Source organism: Pseudomonas sp. microsymbiont 2, assembly GCF_054788395.1.
Genome location: NZ_CM139112.1, coordinates 1,355,933 through 1,373,035 on the forward strand (window position 1 = coordinate 1,355,933; position 17,103 = coordinate 1,373,035).

Here is a 17,103-nt window from a genome sequence, read left to right on the forward strand (position 1 = left end):
ATGATCCGCCGTACCCTGCCTGTCATGTTCTCCCTGTTGTTCAGCGCGCCCTTGCTGGCCGGGCAACAGACGCTGTTCAGCTTCGTGCGCCCGGCTTCGGTGGTGAGCGTGGTCACTCAGGACGCCAGCCTGCCGCAGTACAACGCGGAACAGACAGCCGAAGGCGAGGTCCTGCGCAGGGTAGTATTCAATCCGGTGGCTCGACCGACCCTGCGCCTCGCGCCGCAGAGCGGGGCGTGGGACTGGTCCGCCGGTCAGGCGCTGACCTTGCGCCTGCAGAGCGGCATGGACTGGGCCTTGACCGTCGATGTGGTGGTGCAAAGCAGTGACGGGCGCACGCTCACCAGCCGTATCGACCTGCCGGCGGGGCCTGCGCAGACCGTGATGATTCCGCTCAAGGCCAGCTCGCCATTGAGCCAGGGCATGCGCGCCGGGCCGCCGATGCCCTGGACCTTCGAGGGACAGCGCCTGTTGCTGACCAGCAGCGAAGGGGCTGCCGACCTGGCGCAGATCACGTCCGTCAGCCTTTCGATCCCCAGCCCCAAGGTGGCGCAGAGCCTGCTGATTGAGAAAGTCGGCCTGCAGGATGACGACCAGGCTCTCAAGGCCGCCTACAGCGGACTGATCGATGGCTACGGCCAGTCCACCCGTGGTCGCTGGCCCGAGCGAATCGTCAGTGACGACCAGCTCAAGGCCGCCGATACCCGCGAGCAAGCGCAACTCAAGGTCTGGCAGGCTGAACGCGACAAGCTGAAGCTGGACACCTATGGTGGCTTGCTTGCAGGGCCGGCGTTCGAGGCCAAAGGCTTCTTCCGCACCGAAAAGCGAGAAGGCCGCTGGTACCTGGTGACGCCTGACGGACACCCGTTCTACTCGCTCGGGGTGAATGCCGTCGCCGCCGACGGTGGGCGTACTTATGTCGCTGGCCGCGAAAGCATGTTCGATGCCCTGCCGGGCCAACAGGATGCATTGAGCGCTTATTACGGCGAAGGCAATAACGATGACGGCAATGCCTCTTCCAAGGGGCGCAACTACAAGCAGGGACGCTGGTTCGACTTCTATGCCGCCAACCTTCAGCGTACCTATGGCGCGCCCTGTGCCGAGGTCGACGGGACACCGACCTGCCCGCCACTGGCGCTGGACGCGCAGCGCTGGCAAGGCCACAGCCTCGACCGTTTGCAGGCCTGGGGCTTCAATACCCTCGGCAACTGGAGCGATCCAACGCTCGGCCAGGCCAAGCGCCTGCCGTACACCCTGCCACTGTCGATCGTCGGCGACTACGCCAGCATCAGCACCGGCATGGACTGGTGGGGCCGCATGCCCGACCCGTTCGACCCGCGTTTTGCCATGGCCACCGAACGTGCCGTGGCCATCGCCGCCCGTGATCATCGCGACGACCCTTGGTTGATCGGCTACTTCGCCGACAACGAACTGGCCTGGGCCGCGCCCGGCGATGATCCCAAGGCACGCTACGGCCTGGCCTACGGCACCCTGCGCCTGACCACCGATGTGCCAGCCAAGCGCGCTTTTCTCAAACAGCTGCGCGACAAGTACCGCAACCAGGAAGGGCTGTCCAAGGCCTGGGGCATCGAGCTGACGGCCTGGGAGCTGATGGAGGATCCTGGGTTCGAGGCGCCATTGCCCAACCCTGAGCATCCGGAGATCGAACGCGACTACCAGTATTTCCAGCAGGTGTTCGCCGAAACCTACTTCAAGACCATCTCCGATGCATTGAAATGGCACGCGCCCAACCATCTGCTGCTGGGCGGGCGCTATGCGCTCAGCACGCCCGAGGCGGTCAAGGCCTGTGCCCAATTCTGCGATGTGCTGAGCTTCAACTTCTACACCCTCAAGCCTGAGGATGGCTACGACTTCGCCAGGTTGGCCGAGCTGGACAAGCCGGTGTTGGTCTCGGAATTCCAGTTCGGCTCCCGTGACCGCGGCCCGTTCTGGCCCGGCCCGCTGGAAGTGGCGCGCGAGGAGGATCGTGGTCCGGCCTATGCCCGCTTCCTCAAGGCCGCCCTGGCCCAGCCGATGATCGTTGGCGCGCACTGGTTCCAGTACCTTGACCAGCCGGCCAGCGGTCGGCTGCTCGATGGCGAGAACGGGCACCTGGGGCTGGTGGCCATCACTGATGTGCCCTATGCAGGATTCGTCGAGGCGGTGCGCCGCAGCAACCTGCAGCTGCTCGGGCAATTGCGTGCCCAACTGGAGAAGCCGGCGCCGTGATGGTGGTAACCACCCAGCCATATTCAGTAGGCAAATCGACCAACTACTGGAACAATGCACGCTTTTGCAAAGCAGGCCGTGCAGAGAGGTAGTCGGGTGCAGATCCAGGGTCACTATGAGCTGAAGTTCGAGGCGGTGCGCGATGCCTTCGCCGCGCTGTTCGAGGATCCCCAGGAGCGTGGCGCGGCGCTGTGCATCCAGGTCGGCGGGCAAACCGTGGTCGATCTGTGGGCCGGCAGCGCCGACAAGGATGGGCGCGAAGCCTGGCACAGCGATACCATCGCCAACCTGTTCTCCTGCACCAAGACCTTCACCGCCGTTACCGCCCTGCAACTGGTGGGCGAGGGCAAGCTGGCCCTCGATGCCCCGGTTGCGCGCTACTGGCCCGAATTCGCCCAGGCCGGCAAGGAGCAGGTCACCCTGCGCCAGTTGCTCAGCCACCGCGCCGGCCTGCCGGCCATCCGTGAACTGCTGCCGGCCGAGGCGCTGTACGACTGGCAGGCCATGGTCGACGCCCTGGCCGCCGAGGCGCCCTGGTGGACACCCGGCAGCGAACACGGCTATGCGGCGATCACCTATGGCTGGCTGATCGGTGAGCTGATCCGTCGCGCCGATGGGCGTGGCCCGGGAGAGTCGATCGTGGCCCGGACCGCCCGGCCATTGGGGCTGGATTTCCATGTCGGCCTGGCCGACGAAGAATTCCATCGCGTGGCGCACATCGCCCGTGGCAAGGGCAATCCCGGCGATGCCGCGGCCCAGCGCCTGCTGCAGGTCACGATGCGCGAGCCCGAGGCCTTGTCCACCCGAGCCTTCACCAACCCACCGGCGATCCTCACCAGCACCAACAAGCCCGAATGGCGGCGCATGCAGCAGCCGGCGGCCAATGGCCACGGCAACGCCCGCAGCCTGGCGGGTTTCTATGCCGGCCTGCTGGATGGCAGCCTGCTCGAATCCGAACTGCTCGACGAGCTGACCCGCGAGCACAGCCTCGGCCAGGATCGCACGCTGCTGACCCAGACCCGCTTCGGCCTGGGCTGCATGCTCGACCAGCCACAAGTGGCCAATGCCACCTTCGGTCTGGGAAGCCGGGCATTCGGCCATCCCGGCGCGGGAGGCTCGGTCGGCTTCGCCGACCCCGAGCATGACGTGGCCTTCGGCTTCGTCACCAATACCCTTGGCCCCTACGTGCTGATGGATCCGCGCGCACAGAAACTGGTGCGAGTCCTTGGCAGTTGCCTTTGATCGGGTAACGCGGGTATTGCCCGGACCCTTTGACTATCCTCAATGCCAACGCCTGACGCGTATGGGCAAAATTTCTTTCTATTTCATGGTGTATCGCTGATGTCTTCACATAAAACCTTAGCACTCGCCCTGTGCCTGGCCATGACCGGTTGCGCCAGCCACTCGCAGGATGGCTCCAAGGACGCCGGTCTGAACTGGTGGCCATTCGGTTCGGACAAGGTTGCCGATCAGGAGGTGAAGGAGGCCGTCGTCGAGAGCGTCGCCAAGGCCGACGCCAAGTCCGAGAGCAGCAGCCGCTGGTGGTGGCCGTTCGGCACGGACGAGAAGAAGGACAAGGTCGCGGCGGTGCCGAAGATCGACCAGAAGGCCACCCAGGCCTGGCTCGACCAGTACGAACCCAAGGTGCGCGAAGCCATCAAGGGCAGCAAGTTCGAGCTGGAGCGCCGCGAGGATGTGCTGGCGGTGACCATTCCGGTGGACAGCTCCTACAACCCGGATCGTCCGAACATGCTGCTGCCGGTGACCCTCGGCCCGATCACCCAGGTCGCCAAGGTCGTCGAGACCGACACCAAGACTGCCGTGCTGGTCCTCGGCCATGCCGACAGCAGCGGTGCCACCGCCGCCAACCAGAAGCTCAGCCTCGAGCGTGCCGCCTCGGTGTCGGCCATTTTCCGTCTCAGTGGCCTGCAGCGTGACCGGCTGATGCTCAAGGGCATGGGCTCGGTGATGCCACGTGCCGCCAACGACAGCGCCGAGGGTCGCGCCTTGAACCGCCGTGTCGAGCTGCTGCTGACCCCGCAGAACACCATGATCGCGTTGCTGGCCAAGTACCAGCAGGCGGCACCGGCGCCGGTTCCGACGCCGATGGTAGCCACCCAGGACGTCAAGGCTCCAGCGGCCAAGCCAGCCGCCAAGGCCGCCGCCAAGCCGGCCGCGAAGAAACCGGCCGCCAAAGCCAAGGCCCCGGCCAAGGCCACCGCCGCCGCGAAGAAAAAACCCGCAGCGGCCAAGCCGGCCGCGAAGAAGACCAGCACCGACAAGAAAGTCGCCGCCAACAGCCCTGCGAAGACCAACTGATCGTCAAGGAAACGCAGTCATGACCCAATCCCTGGCCGATATGCGCCGCGACTACACCCGTGATGGCCTGGCCGAAGCCCAGGCCCCGGGAGAGCCGTTCGCGCTGTTCCACCAATGGTTCGCTGACGCGGTGAAGACCGAGCAGCTGCCGGTGGAAGCCAACGCCATGACCCTGGCGACCGTCGATGCCGATGGTCGCCCGCATTGCCGGGTGCTGTTGCTCAAGGCCCTCGATGCGCGCGGGTTCACCTTTTTCACCAACTACGAAAGCGCCAAGGGCCAGCACATCGCGGCCAATCCCTTCGCCGCGATGACCTTCTTCTGGCCGGCGCTGGAGCGCCAGGTGCGTATCGAGGGACGGGTGGAAAAGGTCACGGCCAAGGAGTCGGACGACTACTACCAGGTTCGTCCGCTGGGCAGCCGGCTGGGGGCCTGGGCGTCGCCGCAGAGCCGGGTGATTGCCGACCGTGAGGAACTGGAGGGGCTGGTCAAGGCCACCGAGGCGCGCTTTTCCGATACGCAACCCCATTGCCCTGAGCACTGGGGCGGTTATCGCCTGGTGCCGCAGCGTGTCGAGTTCTGGCAGGGGCGGGCCAGTCGCTTGCATGACCGCCTGAACTACCGGCTGGTCGATGGCCAGTGGCTGCGCGAGCGCCTGGCGCCCTGATATCCGGGGCCGCTTCGCGGCCCATCGCGACACAAGGCCGCTCCTACAGGAACCGCGTGACCCCTGTAGGAGCGGCCTTGTGTCGCGATGGGCTGCAAAGCAGCCCCAGCATTACCGATAACCTGCCGCTTCCCGCTCCAGCCATGCCGCCAACTCCTTGCGCCGCACCTTCTCCCCCCGTGCCCGCTCCAGCGCCTTGAGCATGAAATCGCGCTTCGCCGGATCCTCACCGGCCAGTGACAGCGCCAGGTCCCGGTCCATCCAGCGACGCATGCGCACATACAGCCACCCGTGAAAATACAGGCCGGCGATAGTCACCACGACGACGATGAAGTAATCCATGGCTATCCTTGGTCTCACGTGAAAGCCCGCCAGGCAGTCGGCATTGGCTGTACCAGGGCTGAATGAAAACAATTTTATAACGAATGCGCCGTGACACTTGTCAAGGTGCGGAGTCTAATGGACACCTGTCTTATGGAGATTGACCCCATGCGTAAATCCGCTTTGCTGCTGGCCAGCTTCACCACCGTGTCGCTGCTGCTGGGCGGCTGCCAGTCGTCGCTGACCGGCGACAGCTACTCTCGTGATGAGGCCCGCCGCGTGCAGACCGTGCGCATGGGCACCATCGAATCCCTGCGTCCGGTGAAGATCGAAGGCACCAAGACGCCGATCGGCGGTGGCGCCGGCGCCATTGTCGGTGGTGTCGCCGGCAGCGCCGTCGGTGGTGGCCGTGGCAGCATCGTCGCCGCGGTGATCGGTGCCGTGGCCGGTGGCCTGGCAGGTTCCGCCGCCGAAGAGGGCCTGACCCGCACCCAGGGCGTCGAGATCACCGTGCGTGAAGACGACGGCAGCATGCGTGCCTACGTGCAGCAAGTGCAGCAGAACGAGATCTTCCGTGTCGGCGAGCGCGTGCGCATCATGACTGTCGATGGCACCAGCCGCGTCACTCACTGATCGCCGTACAAAAGAAACCCCGAACGGGCCTGGCCTGTTCGGGGTTTTCTTTTGCCTGTACCTGCGCTATCGCGGGGCAAGCCCGCTCCCACGATTGTGGGAGCGGGCTTGCCCCGCGAAAAGGCTTACAGGCCGAGCATGTCCTTCGCTACCGCTTCGGCGATACGGATGCCATCCACGCCGGCCGAAAGAATGCCGCCAGCATAGCCCGCACCTTCTCCCGCCGGGAACAGGCCCTTGAGGTTGAGGCTCTGGAAGCTGGCGTCACGGGTGATGCGCAGCGGCGACGAGGTGCGGGTCTCGATCCCGGTCAGCACCGCATCGTGCAGGTTGTAGCCCTTGATCTGGCGGTCGAAGGCCGGCAGCGCCTCACGGATAGCCTCGATGGCGAAGTCCGGCAGGCTCGGTGCCAGGTCACCCAGGGTGACCCCCGGCTTGTAGGATGGCTCGACGCTGCCCAGCGCGGTGGAAGGGCGCCCCGCAACGAAGTCGCCGACCAGTTGCGCGGGTGCCTGGTAGTTGCTGCCACCCATCACATAGGCATGGGCCTCCAGGCGCTCCTGCAGCTCGATGCCGGCCAGCGGGCCACCCGGGTAGTCGCGCTCGGGGTCGATGCCGACGACGATCCCGGAGTTGGCGTTGCGCTCGTTGCGCGAGTACTGGCTCATGCCGTTGGTGACCACGCGGCCCGGCTCGCTGGTGGCGGCGACCACGGTGCCGCCGGGACACATGCAGAAGCTGTACACCGAGCGGCCGTTCTTGGCGTGGTGCACCAGCTTGTAGTCGGCGGCGCCGAGTTTCGGGTGACCGGCGTACTTGCCCAGGCGCGCCTTGTCGATCAGCGACTGTGGGTGCTCGATGCGGAAACCGACCGAGAATGGCTTGGCCTCCATGAACACGCCCTTGGCGTGGAGCATGCGGAAGGTGTCGCGGGCGCTGTGCCCCAGGGCCAGCACCACATGCCGCGATTGCAGCTGCTCGCCGCTGCCGAGCACCACGCCGGTGAGCTGTTCGCCATCGACAAGCAGATCGCTGACCTTTTGCTCGAAGCGCACTTCGCCGCCCAGGGCGATGATCTCTTCGCGCATCTTCTCGACCATGCTGGTCAGGCGGAAGGTGCCGATGTGCGGCTTGTTGATGTAGAGGATCTCGTCCGGCGCGCCGGCCTTGACGAACTCTTCCAGTACCTTGCGGCCGTGGTGGTGCGGGTCCTTGATCTGGCTGTACAGCTTGCCGTCGGAGAAGGTGCCGGCACCGCCTTCGCCGAACTGCACGTTGGATTCAGGGTTGAGCACGCTCTTGCGCCACAGGCCCCAGGTGTCCTTGGTGCGCTGGCGCACTTCCTTGCCGCGCTCGAGCACGATCGGCTTGAAGCCCATTTGCGCCAGCAGCAACCCTGCGAAGATGCCGCAGGGGCCGAAGCCGACCACGATCGGGCGCTCGCGCAGATCGGCCGGTGCCTGCCCCACGAACTTGTAGCTGACATCCGGGGCGACGCTGATCTTGCCGTCGTCCTCGAAGCGGCGCAGCAGTTCGTCTTCGTTGCTGGTTTCGAGGTCGATGGTGTAGATGAACAGCATTTCGCTGTTCTTCTTGCGCGCGTCGTAGCTGCGCTTGAACAGGGTGAAACCGAGCAGTTGCTCATCGCTGATGCCCAGGCGCTGGACGATGGCGGCGCGCAGCTCGTCGTCGGAGTGGTCCAGGGGCAGCTTCAGTTCGGTGATTCGTAGCATGGCAGGGTCCAGTATCCCGGCCATGGGGCGGCCGGCGGCTTTACACAAACCGCCAAGTATAAGCTGTTAGCCGCCCCGACTGGCAGGATAAAAGCGCCTGGCGATCAGAGGTCGCGGGCGCCGCCGTAGTAGGCGCAGCCTTGCAGGGTCTTGCCGTCGATGCGCAGCTCGGCCTTGAGGTGGCGGATGGCACCGGTGGCGCCGTCGACGCAGCGCTGCGGCGCGACCCACAGCTCGACGCGCTGGCCGTTGGCTTCGCTGGACAGGCTCAGGCCGCCGCCGGGGATTTCCTCTTCCAGGTAGGGCAGTGGCAGTGGCTCCTGGCCGACGCGGTTGAGCACCATGCCCTTGCCGCTGGCCTTGATGTCCCAGTCTGGCTCATGGCCGCCGGCACGCAGGGTCAGCTGCTTGAAGTTGGGGTCTTCGCAGCCGCTGTATTCGGAGGACTCGAGGCGGTACAGGCGGGTCACGTCGAGCTGGCCATCGGTGCTGGCCTGCTTGCTGCCAGTCAGGCGGCCGCGGACGTCGGCGAACAGCTTGTCGCCGGCATCTTCGGCAAGGGTTGCCGCCTCTTGCAGGATGCCGGTGGCCGCCACGTCGTTGACGATGAAGCGACGGCTTTCGCTGCAGGGTTTGAACAGCAAGTGTCCGCCGGCCGCGCTCAGTTCGCCCTGCATGCGGGTGGTGCCGAAGTTCGGATCGGCTGGTTTTTCGGCCAGCATCTGGCAGCCGGCGAACAGGGGCAGCAAGGCGGTGAGCAGCAGGGAAGGGGTGAGGCGCATGGGGCGGGCTCCGGGAGACTTTGCACAATAACGGGCCACGGTACCCAGGCTGGGCGCTGATCACAAGTGGGCCGTGTGTCGGTCCTTTCGCGGGTAAACCCGCTCCCACAGGTTCACCACCACCCTTGTATGCAGTGATGTACCTGTGGGAGCGGGTTTACCCGCGAAGAGGCCGGCATAGGCGATATATTCCTTGCAGGCAGAAAAAAGGGCCTTGCGAAGGCCCTTTGATCATTCACCCCCCCAGATACGCGTCGCGTACCTTCGGGTCGGTCAGCAACGCTTCACCGGTGCCCTGCATCACCACCTTGCCGTTCTCCAGCACATACGCGCGGTCGGCGATCTTCAGCGCCTGGTTGGCATTCTGCTCCACCAGGAACACCGTCACGCCATCGCGGCGCAGCTGTTCGATGATGTCGAAGATCTGCTGGATGATGATCGGCGCCAGACCCAGCGACGGCTCGTCGAGCAGCAGCAGCTTGGGCTTGCTCATCAGCGCCCGGCCGATCGCCAACATCTGCTGCTCGCCGCCGGACATGGTGCCGCCACGCTGGATGTAGCGCTCCTTCAGGCGCGGGAACAGCTGCAGGACCTTGTCCAGCTGTTCCTGGTAGTCGCCCTTGTCGGTGAAGAAACCGCCCATGGCCAGGTTTTCCTCGACGGTCAGGCGCGAGAACACGCGACGGCCTTCCGGCACCACCGCGATGCTCTTGCGCATGATGTGCGAGGACGGCTGGCCGACCAGCTCCTCGCCCAGGTACTTGATGCTGCCGCTGCTTGCCTGGGGCGAGCCGCAGAGGGTCATCAGCAGGGTCGACTTGCCGGCACCGTTGGCGCCGATCAGGGTGACGATCTCGCCCTGGTTGATCTCCACGTTGACGCTGTGCAGCGCCTGGATCTTGCCGTAGAAGGTGGAAACGTTCTCGAACTTCAGCATTTACGCCTCCCCCAGGTAGGCCTTGATCACATCAGGGTTGCCGCGAATCTCTTCCGGCGTGCCATCGGCCAGGGGCGTGCCCTGGTTGATCACCACGATGTGGTCGGAAATGCTCATCACCAGCTTCATGTCGTGCTCGATCAGCAGCACGGTCACGTTGTGGGATTCGCGCAGGTAGGCGATGAGGGCCTTGAGGTCCTCGGTCTCCTTGGGGTTGAGGCCGGCGGCCGGTTCGTCGAGCATGATGATCCGCGGTTGGGTCATCATGCAGCGGGCGATTTCCAGGCGCCGTTGCTGGCCGTAGGCGAGGGTGCCGGCGGTACGGTTGGCGAACTCGGTCAGGTTGACCTTCTCCAGCCAGTACTGCGCGCGCTCCATGGCCTCCTTCTCGCTGCGGCGGAAGCTCGGGGTCTTGAACAGGCCGGCGAAGAAGTTGGTGTTCAGGTGGCGGTGCTGGGCGATCAGCAGGTTTTCCAGCGCGGTCATTTCCTTGAACAGGCGCACGTTCTGGAAGGTCCGCACCACGCCCTTGCGGGCGATCTGATGGCCGGCCAGGCCCTGGATCGGCTGGCCGTCGAGCAGGATGGTGCCGCCGCTGGGCTTGTAGAAGCCGGTGAGGCAGTTGAACACGGTGGTCTTGCCGGCGCCGTTCGGGCCGATCAATGCCACCACCTGTTTTTCCTTGACGGTCAGGCCCACGCCGTTGACCGCCAACAAGCCGCCGAAGCGCATGCTCAGGCCGCTGACTTGCAGAATTTCGCGGCTCATCGAGGCAGCTCCATGTGCGGACGTTGCATGGGCAGCAGGCCCTGCGGACGCCAGATCATCATCAACACCATCAGCGCACCGAACATCAGCATCCGGTATTCGCTGAACTCACGCATCATCTCCGGCAGCAGGATCATCACGATGGCCGCGAGGATCACGCCCAGCTGCGAACCCATGCCACCCAGCACGACGATGGCGAGGATGATCGCCGACTCGATGAAGGTGAACGACTCCGGTGTCACCAGGCCCTGGCGGGCGGCGAAGAAGCTGCCGGCGAAACCGGCGAAGCAGGCGCCCAGGGTGAACGCCGAGAGCTTGATCACGGTGGGGTTCAGGCCCAGCGCGCGGCAGGCGATCTCGTCTTCACGCAGCGCTTCCCAGGCACGCCCGATCGGCATGCGCAGCAGGCGGTTGATGACGAACAGCGCCAGCAGTGCCAGCAGCAGGGCCACCAGGTAGAGGAAGATCACCTTGTTGATCGAGTTGTATTCCAGCCCGAAGAACTCGTGGAAGGTCTGCATCCCTTCGGCAGCTTTACGTTCGAAGGTCAGGCCGAAGAACTCAGGCTTGGGGATGTTGCTGATGCCGTTGGGGCCGCCGGTCCAGTCGGTGAGGTTGCGCAGGAACAGGCGAATGATCTCGCCGAAGCCCAGGGTCACGATCGCCAGGTAGTCGCCGCGCAGGCGCAGCACCGGGAAACCGAGCAGGAAACCGAAGGTGGCGGCCATCAGGCCGGCGATCGGCAGGCACACCCAGAAGCTCCAGCCCAGGTAGTGCGAGAGCATCGCATAGCTGTAGGCGCCGACGGCGTAGAAACCGACGTAACCCAGGTCGAGCAGGCCCGCCAGGCCGACCACGATGTTCAGGCCCAGGCCCAGCAACACGTAGATCAGGATCAGCGTGGCGATGTCGACCGCGCCGCGCGAGCCGAAGAACGGCCAGATCAGCGCCGCCACGATCAGCCCCATGATGACCCAGCGCTGGGTCTTCGGCAGGGTGAGGAAGTTGGTCACCGAAGGTGGTACCAGCTTGCGCTCCGAGCGGCGGCCCATCACCGCGCTCCACTGCTTGTCGAACAATACGCGCAGGAACATCAGCACCGAGCACGCGGCGATGATGCTGATGGTGAACGAGCCCTGGCTGTGCACGATCAGGCTGATGCCGTCGATGCTGAGTTTCAGGCCCAGCACCGGGAAGGCCACGGCCCAGACCAGCAAGGCGCTGAAGAACGCCTGTTTGAGATTTCTGTTCATACTTTTTCAACCTCCGGGCGGCCCAGGATGCCGGTCGGCCGGAACAGCAGGACAAGAACCAAAAGACCGAATGCCACCACGTCCTTGTACTGGTCGCCGAAGATGTCGGCGCCGAACGCTTCGGCCACGCCCAGCACCAGCCCGCCGAGCATGGCGCCCGGGATGCTGCCGATGCCGCCCAGTACCGCCGCGGTGAAGGCCTTCAGGCCCACCAGGAAACCGGCGTTGGGGTTGATCACCCCGTACTGCATGCTCAGCAGCACGGCCGCCACCGCCGCCAGCGCGGCGCCGATGACGAAGGTCAGGGCGATGATGTTGTTGGTGTTGATGCCCAGCAGGTTGGCCATCTTGATGTCCTCGGCGCAGGCGCGGCAGGCGCGGCCCAGGCGGGAACGGGAGATGAACAGGGTCAGGCAGGTCATGGCGACGAGGGTCACCACGAACACCAGGATCTGCATGTACGAGACCAGTACTTCCTCAGCGCCGCCCGGGCCGAACGAGAAGCTGCCGGGGATCAGGTTGGGGATGGACTTGTCTTTCGAGTCCTGCGAGAGCAGGACAGTGTTCTGCAGGAAGATCGACATGCCGATGGCGGAGATCAGCGGGATCAGCCGGTTGCTGTTGCGCAGCGGCCGGTAGGCGACCCGTTCGATGCTGTAGCCGTAGGCACTGGTGACGCAGATCGTGGCGACGAAGGCCACGGTCATCAGGATCGGCAACGAGTGGATGCCCATCATGGCCAGCCCGGCGAGGGCGATGAAGGCCACGTAGGAACCGATCATGTACACCTCGCCATGGGCGAAGTTGATCATGCCGATGATGCCGTACACCATCGTGTAACCGATGGCGATCAGCGCGTAGGTACTGCCGATGGTCAATCCGTTAACCAGTTGTTGTAGGAAGTGGTAGATCTCAGGCATTACAGCGCTCCTAAAAACCTGATTTGCATTTCACTGGTGGGGGATGGCCCCGGCCCATGTTCTCGCGGTCTTCGCCACGTGATCTTTTGCGGGCACTGCCAGGAAACCGCGGGTGACGGTTTTAAGATTTTCAGGTGAACCGACTCCCGGATCGCGGGAATCAGGTCCATAGAACCTCGTAAAACAAAGCCCACTGCTCGCACAGTGGGCTTCTCGGTCAGCTATTAGTCACGCAGTTACTGAGGGGAGACTTCGGTCTTCGGCTTGCCGAAGTGCCATTCGTAGACGACGAACTTGAAGTCCTTCAGGTCGCCTTTCTCGTCGTAGGACAGGTCGCCGGTCGGGGTCTTGAAGGTACCGGCGTGGATGGCGGCAGCCACCTTGTCGGCGTCTTCGGACTTGGCGGCCTTGATGCCGTCGGCGATCAGCTGGACAGCCGAGTAGGCCGGGAACACGAACGGACCGCTCGGGTCCTTGCCGTCGGCCTTGATGGCGTCGACGATGGCCTTGTTCGCAGGGTCGGCGTCGAACGACTTCGGCAGGGTGACCAGCAGGCCTTCGGAGGCGCCCTGGGCGATCTGCGAGATGGAGTCGTTACCCACGCCTTCCGGGCCCATGAACTTGGCTTTCAGGCCCTTCTCTTGCGCCTGGCGCAGGATCAGGCCCAGCTCCGGGTGGTAGCCGCCGTAGTAGACGAAGTCGACGTTGTTCTGCTTGAGCTTCTGGATGATCGAGGAGAAGTCCTTGTCACCGGCGTTCAGGCCTTCGAAGACGGCGACCTTGGTGCCTTTCTTCTCGAGGGTCTGCTTGACTGCGGTAGCGATGCCTTCACCGTACTGCTGCTTGTCGTGCAGGACGGCGACCACTTTCGGTTTGACGTGGTCGGCGATGTAGTTGCCGGCGGCCGGGCCCTGGGCGCTGTCCAGGCCGATGGTGCGGAAGACCATCTTGTAGCCACGGCTAGTGATTTCCGGCGAGGTGGCGGCGGGGGTGATCATGATCACGCCTTCGTCCTCGTAGATGTCGGACGCAGGCTGGGTGGAGCTGGAGCACAGGTGGCCGATCACGTACTTGACGCCATCGTTGACCACTTTGTTGGCGACGGCCACGGCCTGTTTAGGGTCGCACGCGTCGTCGTATTCCTTGGCTTCGAGCATCTTGCCATCGACGCCGCCCTTGGCGTTGATGTCCTTGATGGCCTGTTTGGCGCCGACGAACTGCATGTCGCCGTACTGGGTCACCGGCCCGGTCTTGGGACCGGCGATGCCGATCTTGATGGTGTCGGCGGCAAACGAATGGCTGGCGACTCCGGCCAGAACCATCGCGGCAAACAGCTTGGAAATCTTGATCATAGTGCTCCACTCATTCTGTTGTAATTCTTATAGTCCTGAGGCCAGGGCTACAGACCGGGCGGGATTCGCGGCCTGGCTACGCCACGCCGTAACCCCGCCTTCCCCCGGAACATGTCCCGGAACTGTACCGGTACAGTGTAGAGCGCCGTCCGAGCGCTTGAAAAGCGGGCGAAAAGCGTCTGTTTCCAAGGGTGTCGCGTGATCGACAGAAAGATACAGAAAAGCGCCATCACTTTGCCTGCATCCTTGGCCCGCCCCCACAAGTTCGGGCCTGATCGACCAAATTACGTATTTGAAACCAGGTTTTTCTGCAAAAATATCGGCCATTTTCGTTCGGACGATCTTTGCGCAGGTAACCCATGACTGATCAAGTAAGCACCCTCTATGCCAAATTGCTCGGCGAGACCGCTGTCATCGAGTGGAAAGCCTTGGAGCGTTTCTGGGCCAAGGGTGACCTGATTTGGGTCGACCCCAGCCTTGACCTGATCGCCGTTGCCGAGGCGATGGCCGAGAATCGCAGCGAGATCTTCGCCAAGTGGCGTAGTGATGGCACTGTTGGGCCGGTTTCCGCCGAGCAGGCGCTTGACCTGCAAACCCGCGATCCAGAGATCTGGGCGGTGGTGGTTTCGCCGTTCATCGTGATTCAAGCGAAGAAAGCGGAATAAGTGCGCGCTTTTTTAGTGCGCGAAAACGCGCAGACGCCTCGATACGGTGCGTGTTGACGCTCACGTAAGGTGGAAGTTGGTAACAGTGGCGGGGTGATTCGGCGGGGCGGTAACAGTTTACGGCATGCGTAATAGCCGCCGAAATGATCGCGGGGCAAGCCCGCTCCCACGAGGGCTCCTCGTTGGAGCGGGCTTGCCCCGCGATGGTTTTCAGTAATCCACGCGCCCGGTATGGCTGTTCAGCGAAATCACCCGGGTCTTGCCGATGCGGTGGCGGAAGATCTCGCGCAGGTACTTCACCGCCTTCTTCACGCATTCGCGCGACAGGCGGATGTCGTTGATCGAGACGAAGCGGCTCTTGTCGTTGATCAGCTCGCGGTACTTCTTCTCGTACATCGGCTTGATCGCATACCAGTTGGTGTCGAGGATCTTCGCCGGATTCTCGAACTCGTTGAGCAGCTCGTCGATGCGCGCCTCGTCGAAGTGCTCGCCGGTGATGAATTCGAGGATGGCGTTGTCCAGGGTGTCGTCGAAGCGGTACGGGGTACGCGCGAAGCAACGCTTGATGAACGCCACGATCAGGGTCAGGAAGTCGTCCGACAGGCACGGGCTCTTGGCGATCAGGGTGGTCAGCGACAGGTTGGCCGAGGCGCCGATCACCAGCGCGTAGCGCTTGAGCGTGGTGTTGGGGAACAGGCTGTTGAGGTGAGTCTTGAGCCGGTTCAAGTCCATGTACGACAGCTTGTAGTCCTTGGGCAGGGACACGATCGACACCACCGACGAACAGTTCTTGAAGAAATGCAGGTCGTGCAGGGCCGCGGCGTCGTAGCCCGAGGCCTTGTATTGCTCGAGCGCCGCGCGGTAGCGGCGTGATTCGATCGGCAGCAGGCTGATGCCTTCGATGGCCTGGGTCTGCTTGTTGAAGTGCGGCAGGTCGATGGAGCGCAAGAACAGATCGTCGATGTCCAGGCGCGGCTGCTCGCGCTCGAATACCTTGAACTTGTCCGACCCCGCCGCTGGCACTTCCGGCACCACCGATTCGGCGTAGGCGATGGCCACGGGGCCGGCCAGGCTCATGAACAGGTCGTTGGCGTCCAGGCGGATGGTCTCGCCGATGTCGATGCCGGCACGGCGGAAGTAGTTCTGGTCGTAGTCGGTGGTCACCGCCTGGGCGGTAAGGATGTTGAAGATCTGCTGGGAGATGTACTGGTTGGCGTGCTTCTCCATGGCATTGACGTCGATGTTCTGGATCGTGCCGTCGTCGCTCTCCTCGGCGTAGCGCATGATGTCGTTGGAGATCAGCATCATCGCGTTCCACGGGCGGATCCGGCCCATGACGCTGGCTTCGCTGCTGTCTTCATTGTCGAAGTTGTACGAGAAGTCCCATTCCTCCGACAGGTATTTGCACAGTAGGCGTCCGGCGTTGATGTGCAGCGCCTCGGACATTTCGCTGCGGTGGTCGGAGGCATTGGGCAGCACGCAGATGCCGCTGGTAAAGATCGGCTCGAAGACGAACGAATGCCCGCTCTTGCCGTCGTTCTCGTCGGCCGGCTTGGTGTCGAAAGTCTTGTTCATGTACGAATACTGCTGGGCCAGGCCGAATTCCGAGGCCATGCCCGAGCCGGTGCCGCCGCCGGCGCTGAAGATATAGAAGTACAGGCGCGACTGGTTGGCCTTGATGCCACAGGAGTCGATCAGGTACGAGTGGATCAGCTTCCAGTCGGCGCTGGAGAAGCGCTGGGTGTCCTTGTTGAGGATGATCTTGGCCAGGTACTGGCCGAGGATCGGCGCGTTGCCGGCTCCGCCGGCATGCACCTCGGACAGGTCCATGATCTTCATCTTGCTGTAGTCGCGCAGGAAGGCGCCGCGCTCGCCCTTGCGCGAGAAGCGGATACGCCCGGCGATGTCCTTGTCGAGGTCGCCGAGCATCACCAGCGGCTCGACCAGGAACACCGGCTTGGCGGCCTTGTTCTGCACCAGGCGCAGGTTCTGGCGGATCCAGCGCGCCGGACTGTAGCCGGACTCACCCTTGATGCGGTCCTCGTTGTTGAACTCGTTGAGGAAGAAGGTGCGGGCGTTGTATACCAGCTCCGCCACATCCAGCGCGATGTTCGAGCCACAGCGGCCCAGGCCGATCAGGCAGACCGAGGGGAACTGCTGTTCCAGGCGCAACTGGTCCTCGTCCTCGACATGCAGGTTCGCTGGAAACACCAGGTCACGCAGGCCATCGAGATTGTCGAGAATGCGCTGGATGTCCTGCTCGGTGAAGTACAGGTACTGCTGCGCCGGCATGCTGCGGGCGGCGGAAAGGTCCCGAGCATTGCCGACGGTCAGCCCGGCGGGGATGAGCGACGACTCGGGGACCGCGTTGGCAGAAGTGTTCGTAGAGGTCATAGTGCGCCATTTGCCTGGTGTTGGTAGCTTTCCGCTGGCGCATGTCATATGGCCATTACGGAAAATCTCGCGACTTTATCAGTGCGTCTTTTTCTTGCGCGATCGGGTTTTCCCCTAGTGCTTCTAGGGT

General features: G+C 63.7%; 15 protein-coding genes. 6 read left to right on the forward strand and 9 right to left on the reverse strand.

Going from position 1 to position 17,103, the window contains the following annotated elements:
* The 4 genes from ACYUME_RS06180 (at window position 1) to pdxH (ending at window position 5,215) form a co-directional block, all read left to right on the forward strand.
* Window positions 1–2,229 (forward strand): beta-galactosidase, encoded by a 2,229-nt coding sequence (locus tag ACYUME_RS06180; RefSeq protein WP_460418331.1) that lies wholly within the window; start codon window positions 1–3, stop codon window positions 2,227–2,229.
* Between the two features lie 96 nt (window positions 2,230–2,325).
* Window positions 2,326–3,471: a serine hydrolase domain-containing protein gene (locus ACYUME_RS06185; protein WP_460418332.1), complete on the forward strand. Its 1,146-nt coding sequence runs from the start codon at window positions 2,326–2,328 to the stop codon at window positions 3,469–3,471.
* Window positions 3,472–3,570: 99 nt separating this feature from the next.
* Window positions 3,571–4,548: an OmpA family protein gene (locus ACYUME_RS06190; protein ID WP_279887479.1), complete on the forward strand. Its 978-nt coding sequence runs from the start codon at window positions 3,571–3,573 to the stop codon at window positions 4,546–4,548.
* 19 nt (window positions 4,549–4,567) lie between these two features.
* On the forward strand, window positions 4,568–5,215 hold the full coding sequence (pdxH, locus tag ACYUME_RS06195) for a pyridoxamine 5'-phosphate oxidase (RefSeq protein WP_460418333.1): 648 nt from the start codon (window positions 4,568–4,570) through the stop codon (window positions 5,213–5,215).
* A 111-nt stretch (window positions 5,216–5,326) separates the two neighbouring features.
* Here the strand turns inward: pdxH and ACYUME_RS06200 are convergent, their stop codons facing one another.
* Window positions 5,327–5,557, reverse strand: a complete 231-nt coding sequence (locus ACYUME_RS06200) for a hypothetical protein (protein WP_279887475.1) — start codon at window positions 5,555–5,557, stop codon at window positions 5,327–5,329.
* Window positions 5,558–5,704: 147 nt separating this feature from the next.
* Here ACYUME_RS06200 and ACYUME_RS06205 point away from each other — a divergent pair, with 147 nt between their 5' ends.
* Window positions 5,705–6,169: an outer membrane lipoprotein gene (locus ACYUME_RS06205; protein ID WP_023632818.1), complete on the forward strand. Its 465-nt coding sequence runs from the start codon at window positions 5,705–5,707 to the stop codon at window positions 6,167–6,169.
* 125 nt (window positions 6,170–6,294) lie between these two features.
* On the opposite strand, the gene ACYUME_RS06210 is transcribed toward ACYUME_RS06205, so the two are convergent.
* The 7 genes from ACYUME_RS06210 to ACYUME_RS06240 all read right to left on the reverse strand — a co-directional run bounded on the left by ACYUME_RS06210 (window position 6,295) and on the right by ACYUME_RS06240 (window position 13,914).
* Window positions 6,295–7,902: an NAD(P)/FAD-dependent oxidoreductase gene (locus ACYUME_RS06210; RefSeq protein WP_279887473.1), complete on the reverse strand. Its 1,608-nt coding sequence runs from the start codon at window positions 7,900–7,902 to the stop codon at window positions 6,295–6,297.
* A 104-nt stretch (window positions 7,903–8,006) separates the two neighbouring features.
* Window positions 8,007–8,684 carry a COG3650 family protein gene (locus tag ACYUME_RS06215; protein ID WP_460418334.1) on the reverse strand — a complete coding sequence of 226 codons (678 nt, stop codon included), beginning with the start codon at window positions 8,682–8,684 and terminating at the stop codon, window positions 8,007–8,009.
* A gap of 235 nt (window positions 8,685–8,919) precedes the next feature.
* Window positions 8,920–9,621 (reverse strand): ABC transporter ATP-binding protein, encoded by a 702-nt coding sequence (locus tag ACYUME_RS06220; RefSeq protein ID WP_028692122.1) that lies wholly within the window; start codon window positions 9,619–9,621, stop codon window positions 8,920–8,922.
* On the reverse strand, window positions 9,622–10,389 hold the full coding sequence (gene livG, locus ACYUME_RS06225) for a high-affinity branched-chain amino acid ABC transporter ATP-binding protein LivG (protein WP_084856089.1): 768 nt from the start codon (window positions 10,387–10,389) through the stop codon (window positions 9,622–9,624).
* Window positions 10,386–11,642 carry a high-affinity branched-chain amino acid ABC transporter permease LivM gene (locus tag ACYUME_RS06230; RefSeq protein WP_186735313.1) on the reverse strand — a complete coding sequence of 419 codons (1,257 nt, stop codon included), beginning with the start codon at window positions 11,640–11,642 and terminating at the stop codon, window positions 10,386–10,388. Before ACYUME_RS06230 ends, livG begins: the two co-directional genes overlap by 4 nt.
* Entirely contained in the window at window positions 11,639–12,562 is a 924-nt protein-coding gene (livH, locus tag ACYUME_RS06235) for a high-affinity branched-chain amino acid ABC transporter permease LivH (protein WP_046854487.1), read from the reverse strand. Before livH ends, ACYUME_RS06230 begins: the two co-directional genes overlap by 4 nt.
* A gap of 236 nt (window positions 12,563–12,798) precedes the next feature.
* Entirely contained in the window at window positions 12,799–13,914 is a 1,116-nt protein-coding gene (locus ACYUME_RS06240; RefSeq protein WP_460418335.1) for a branched-chain amino acid ABC transporter substrate-binding protein, read from the reverse strand.
* Between the two features lie 359 nt (window positions 13,915–14,273).
* Here ACYUME_RS06240 and ACYUME_RS06245 point away from each other — a divergent pair, with 359 nt between their 5' ends.
* Window positions 14,274–14,579 (forward strand): DUF2288 domain-containing protein, encoded by a 306-nt coding sequence (locus ACYUME_RS06245; RefSeq protein WP_213659879.1) that lies wholly within the window; start codon window positions 14,274–14,276, stop codon window positions 14,577–14,579.
* A 210-nt stretch (window positions 14,580–14,789) separates the two neighbouring features.
* On the opposite strand, the gene ACYUME_RS06250 is transcribed toward ACYUME_RS06245, so the two are convergent.
* On the reverse strand, window positions 14,790–16,973 hold the full coding sequence (locus tag ACYUME_RS06250) for a hypothetical protein (protein WP_279887468.1): 2,184 nt from the start codon (window positions 16,971–16,973) through the stop codon (window positions 14,790–14,792).
* Window positions 16,974–17,103: the final 130 nt, after the last annotated feature.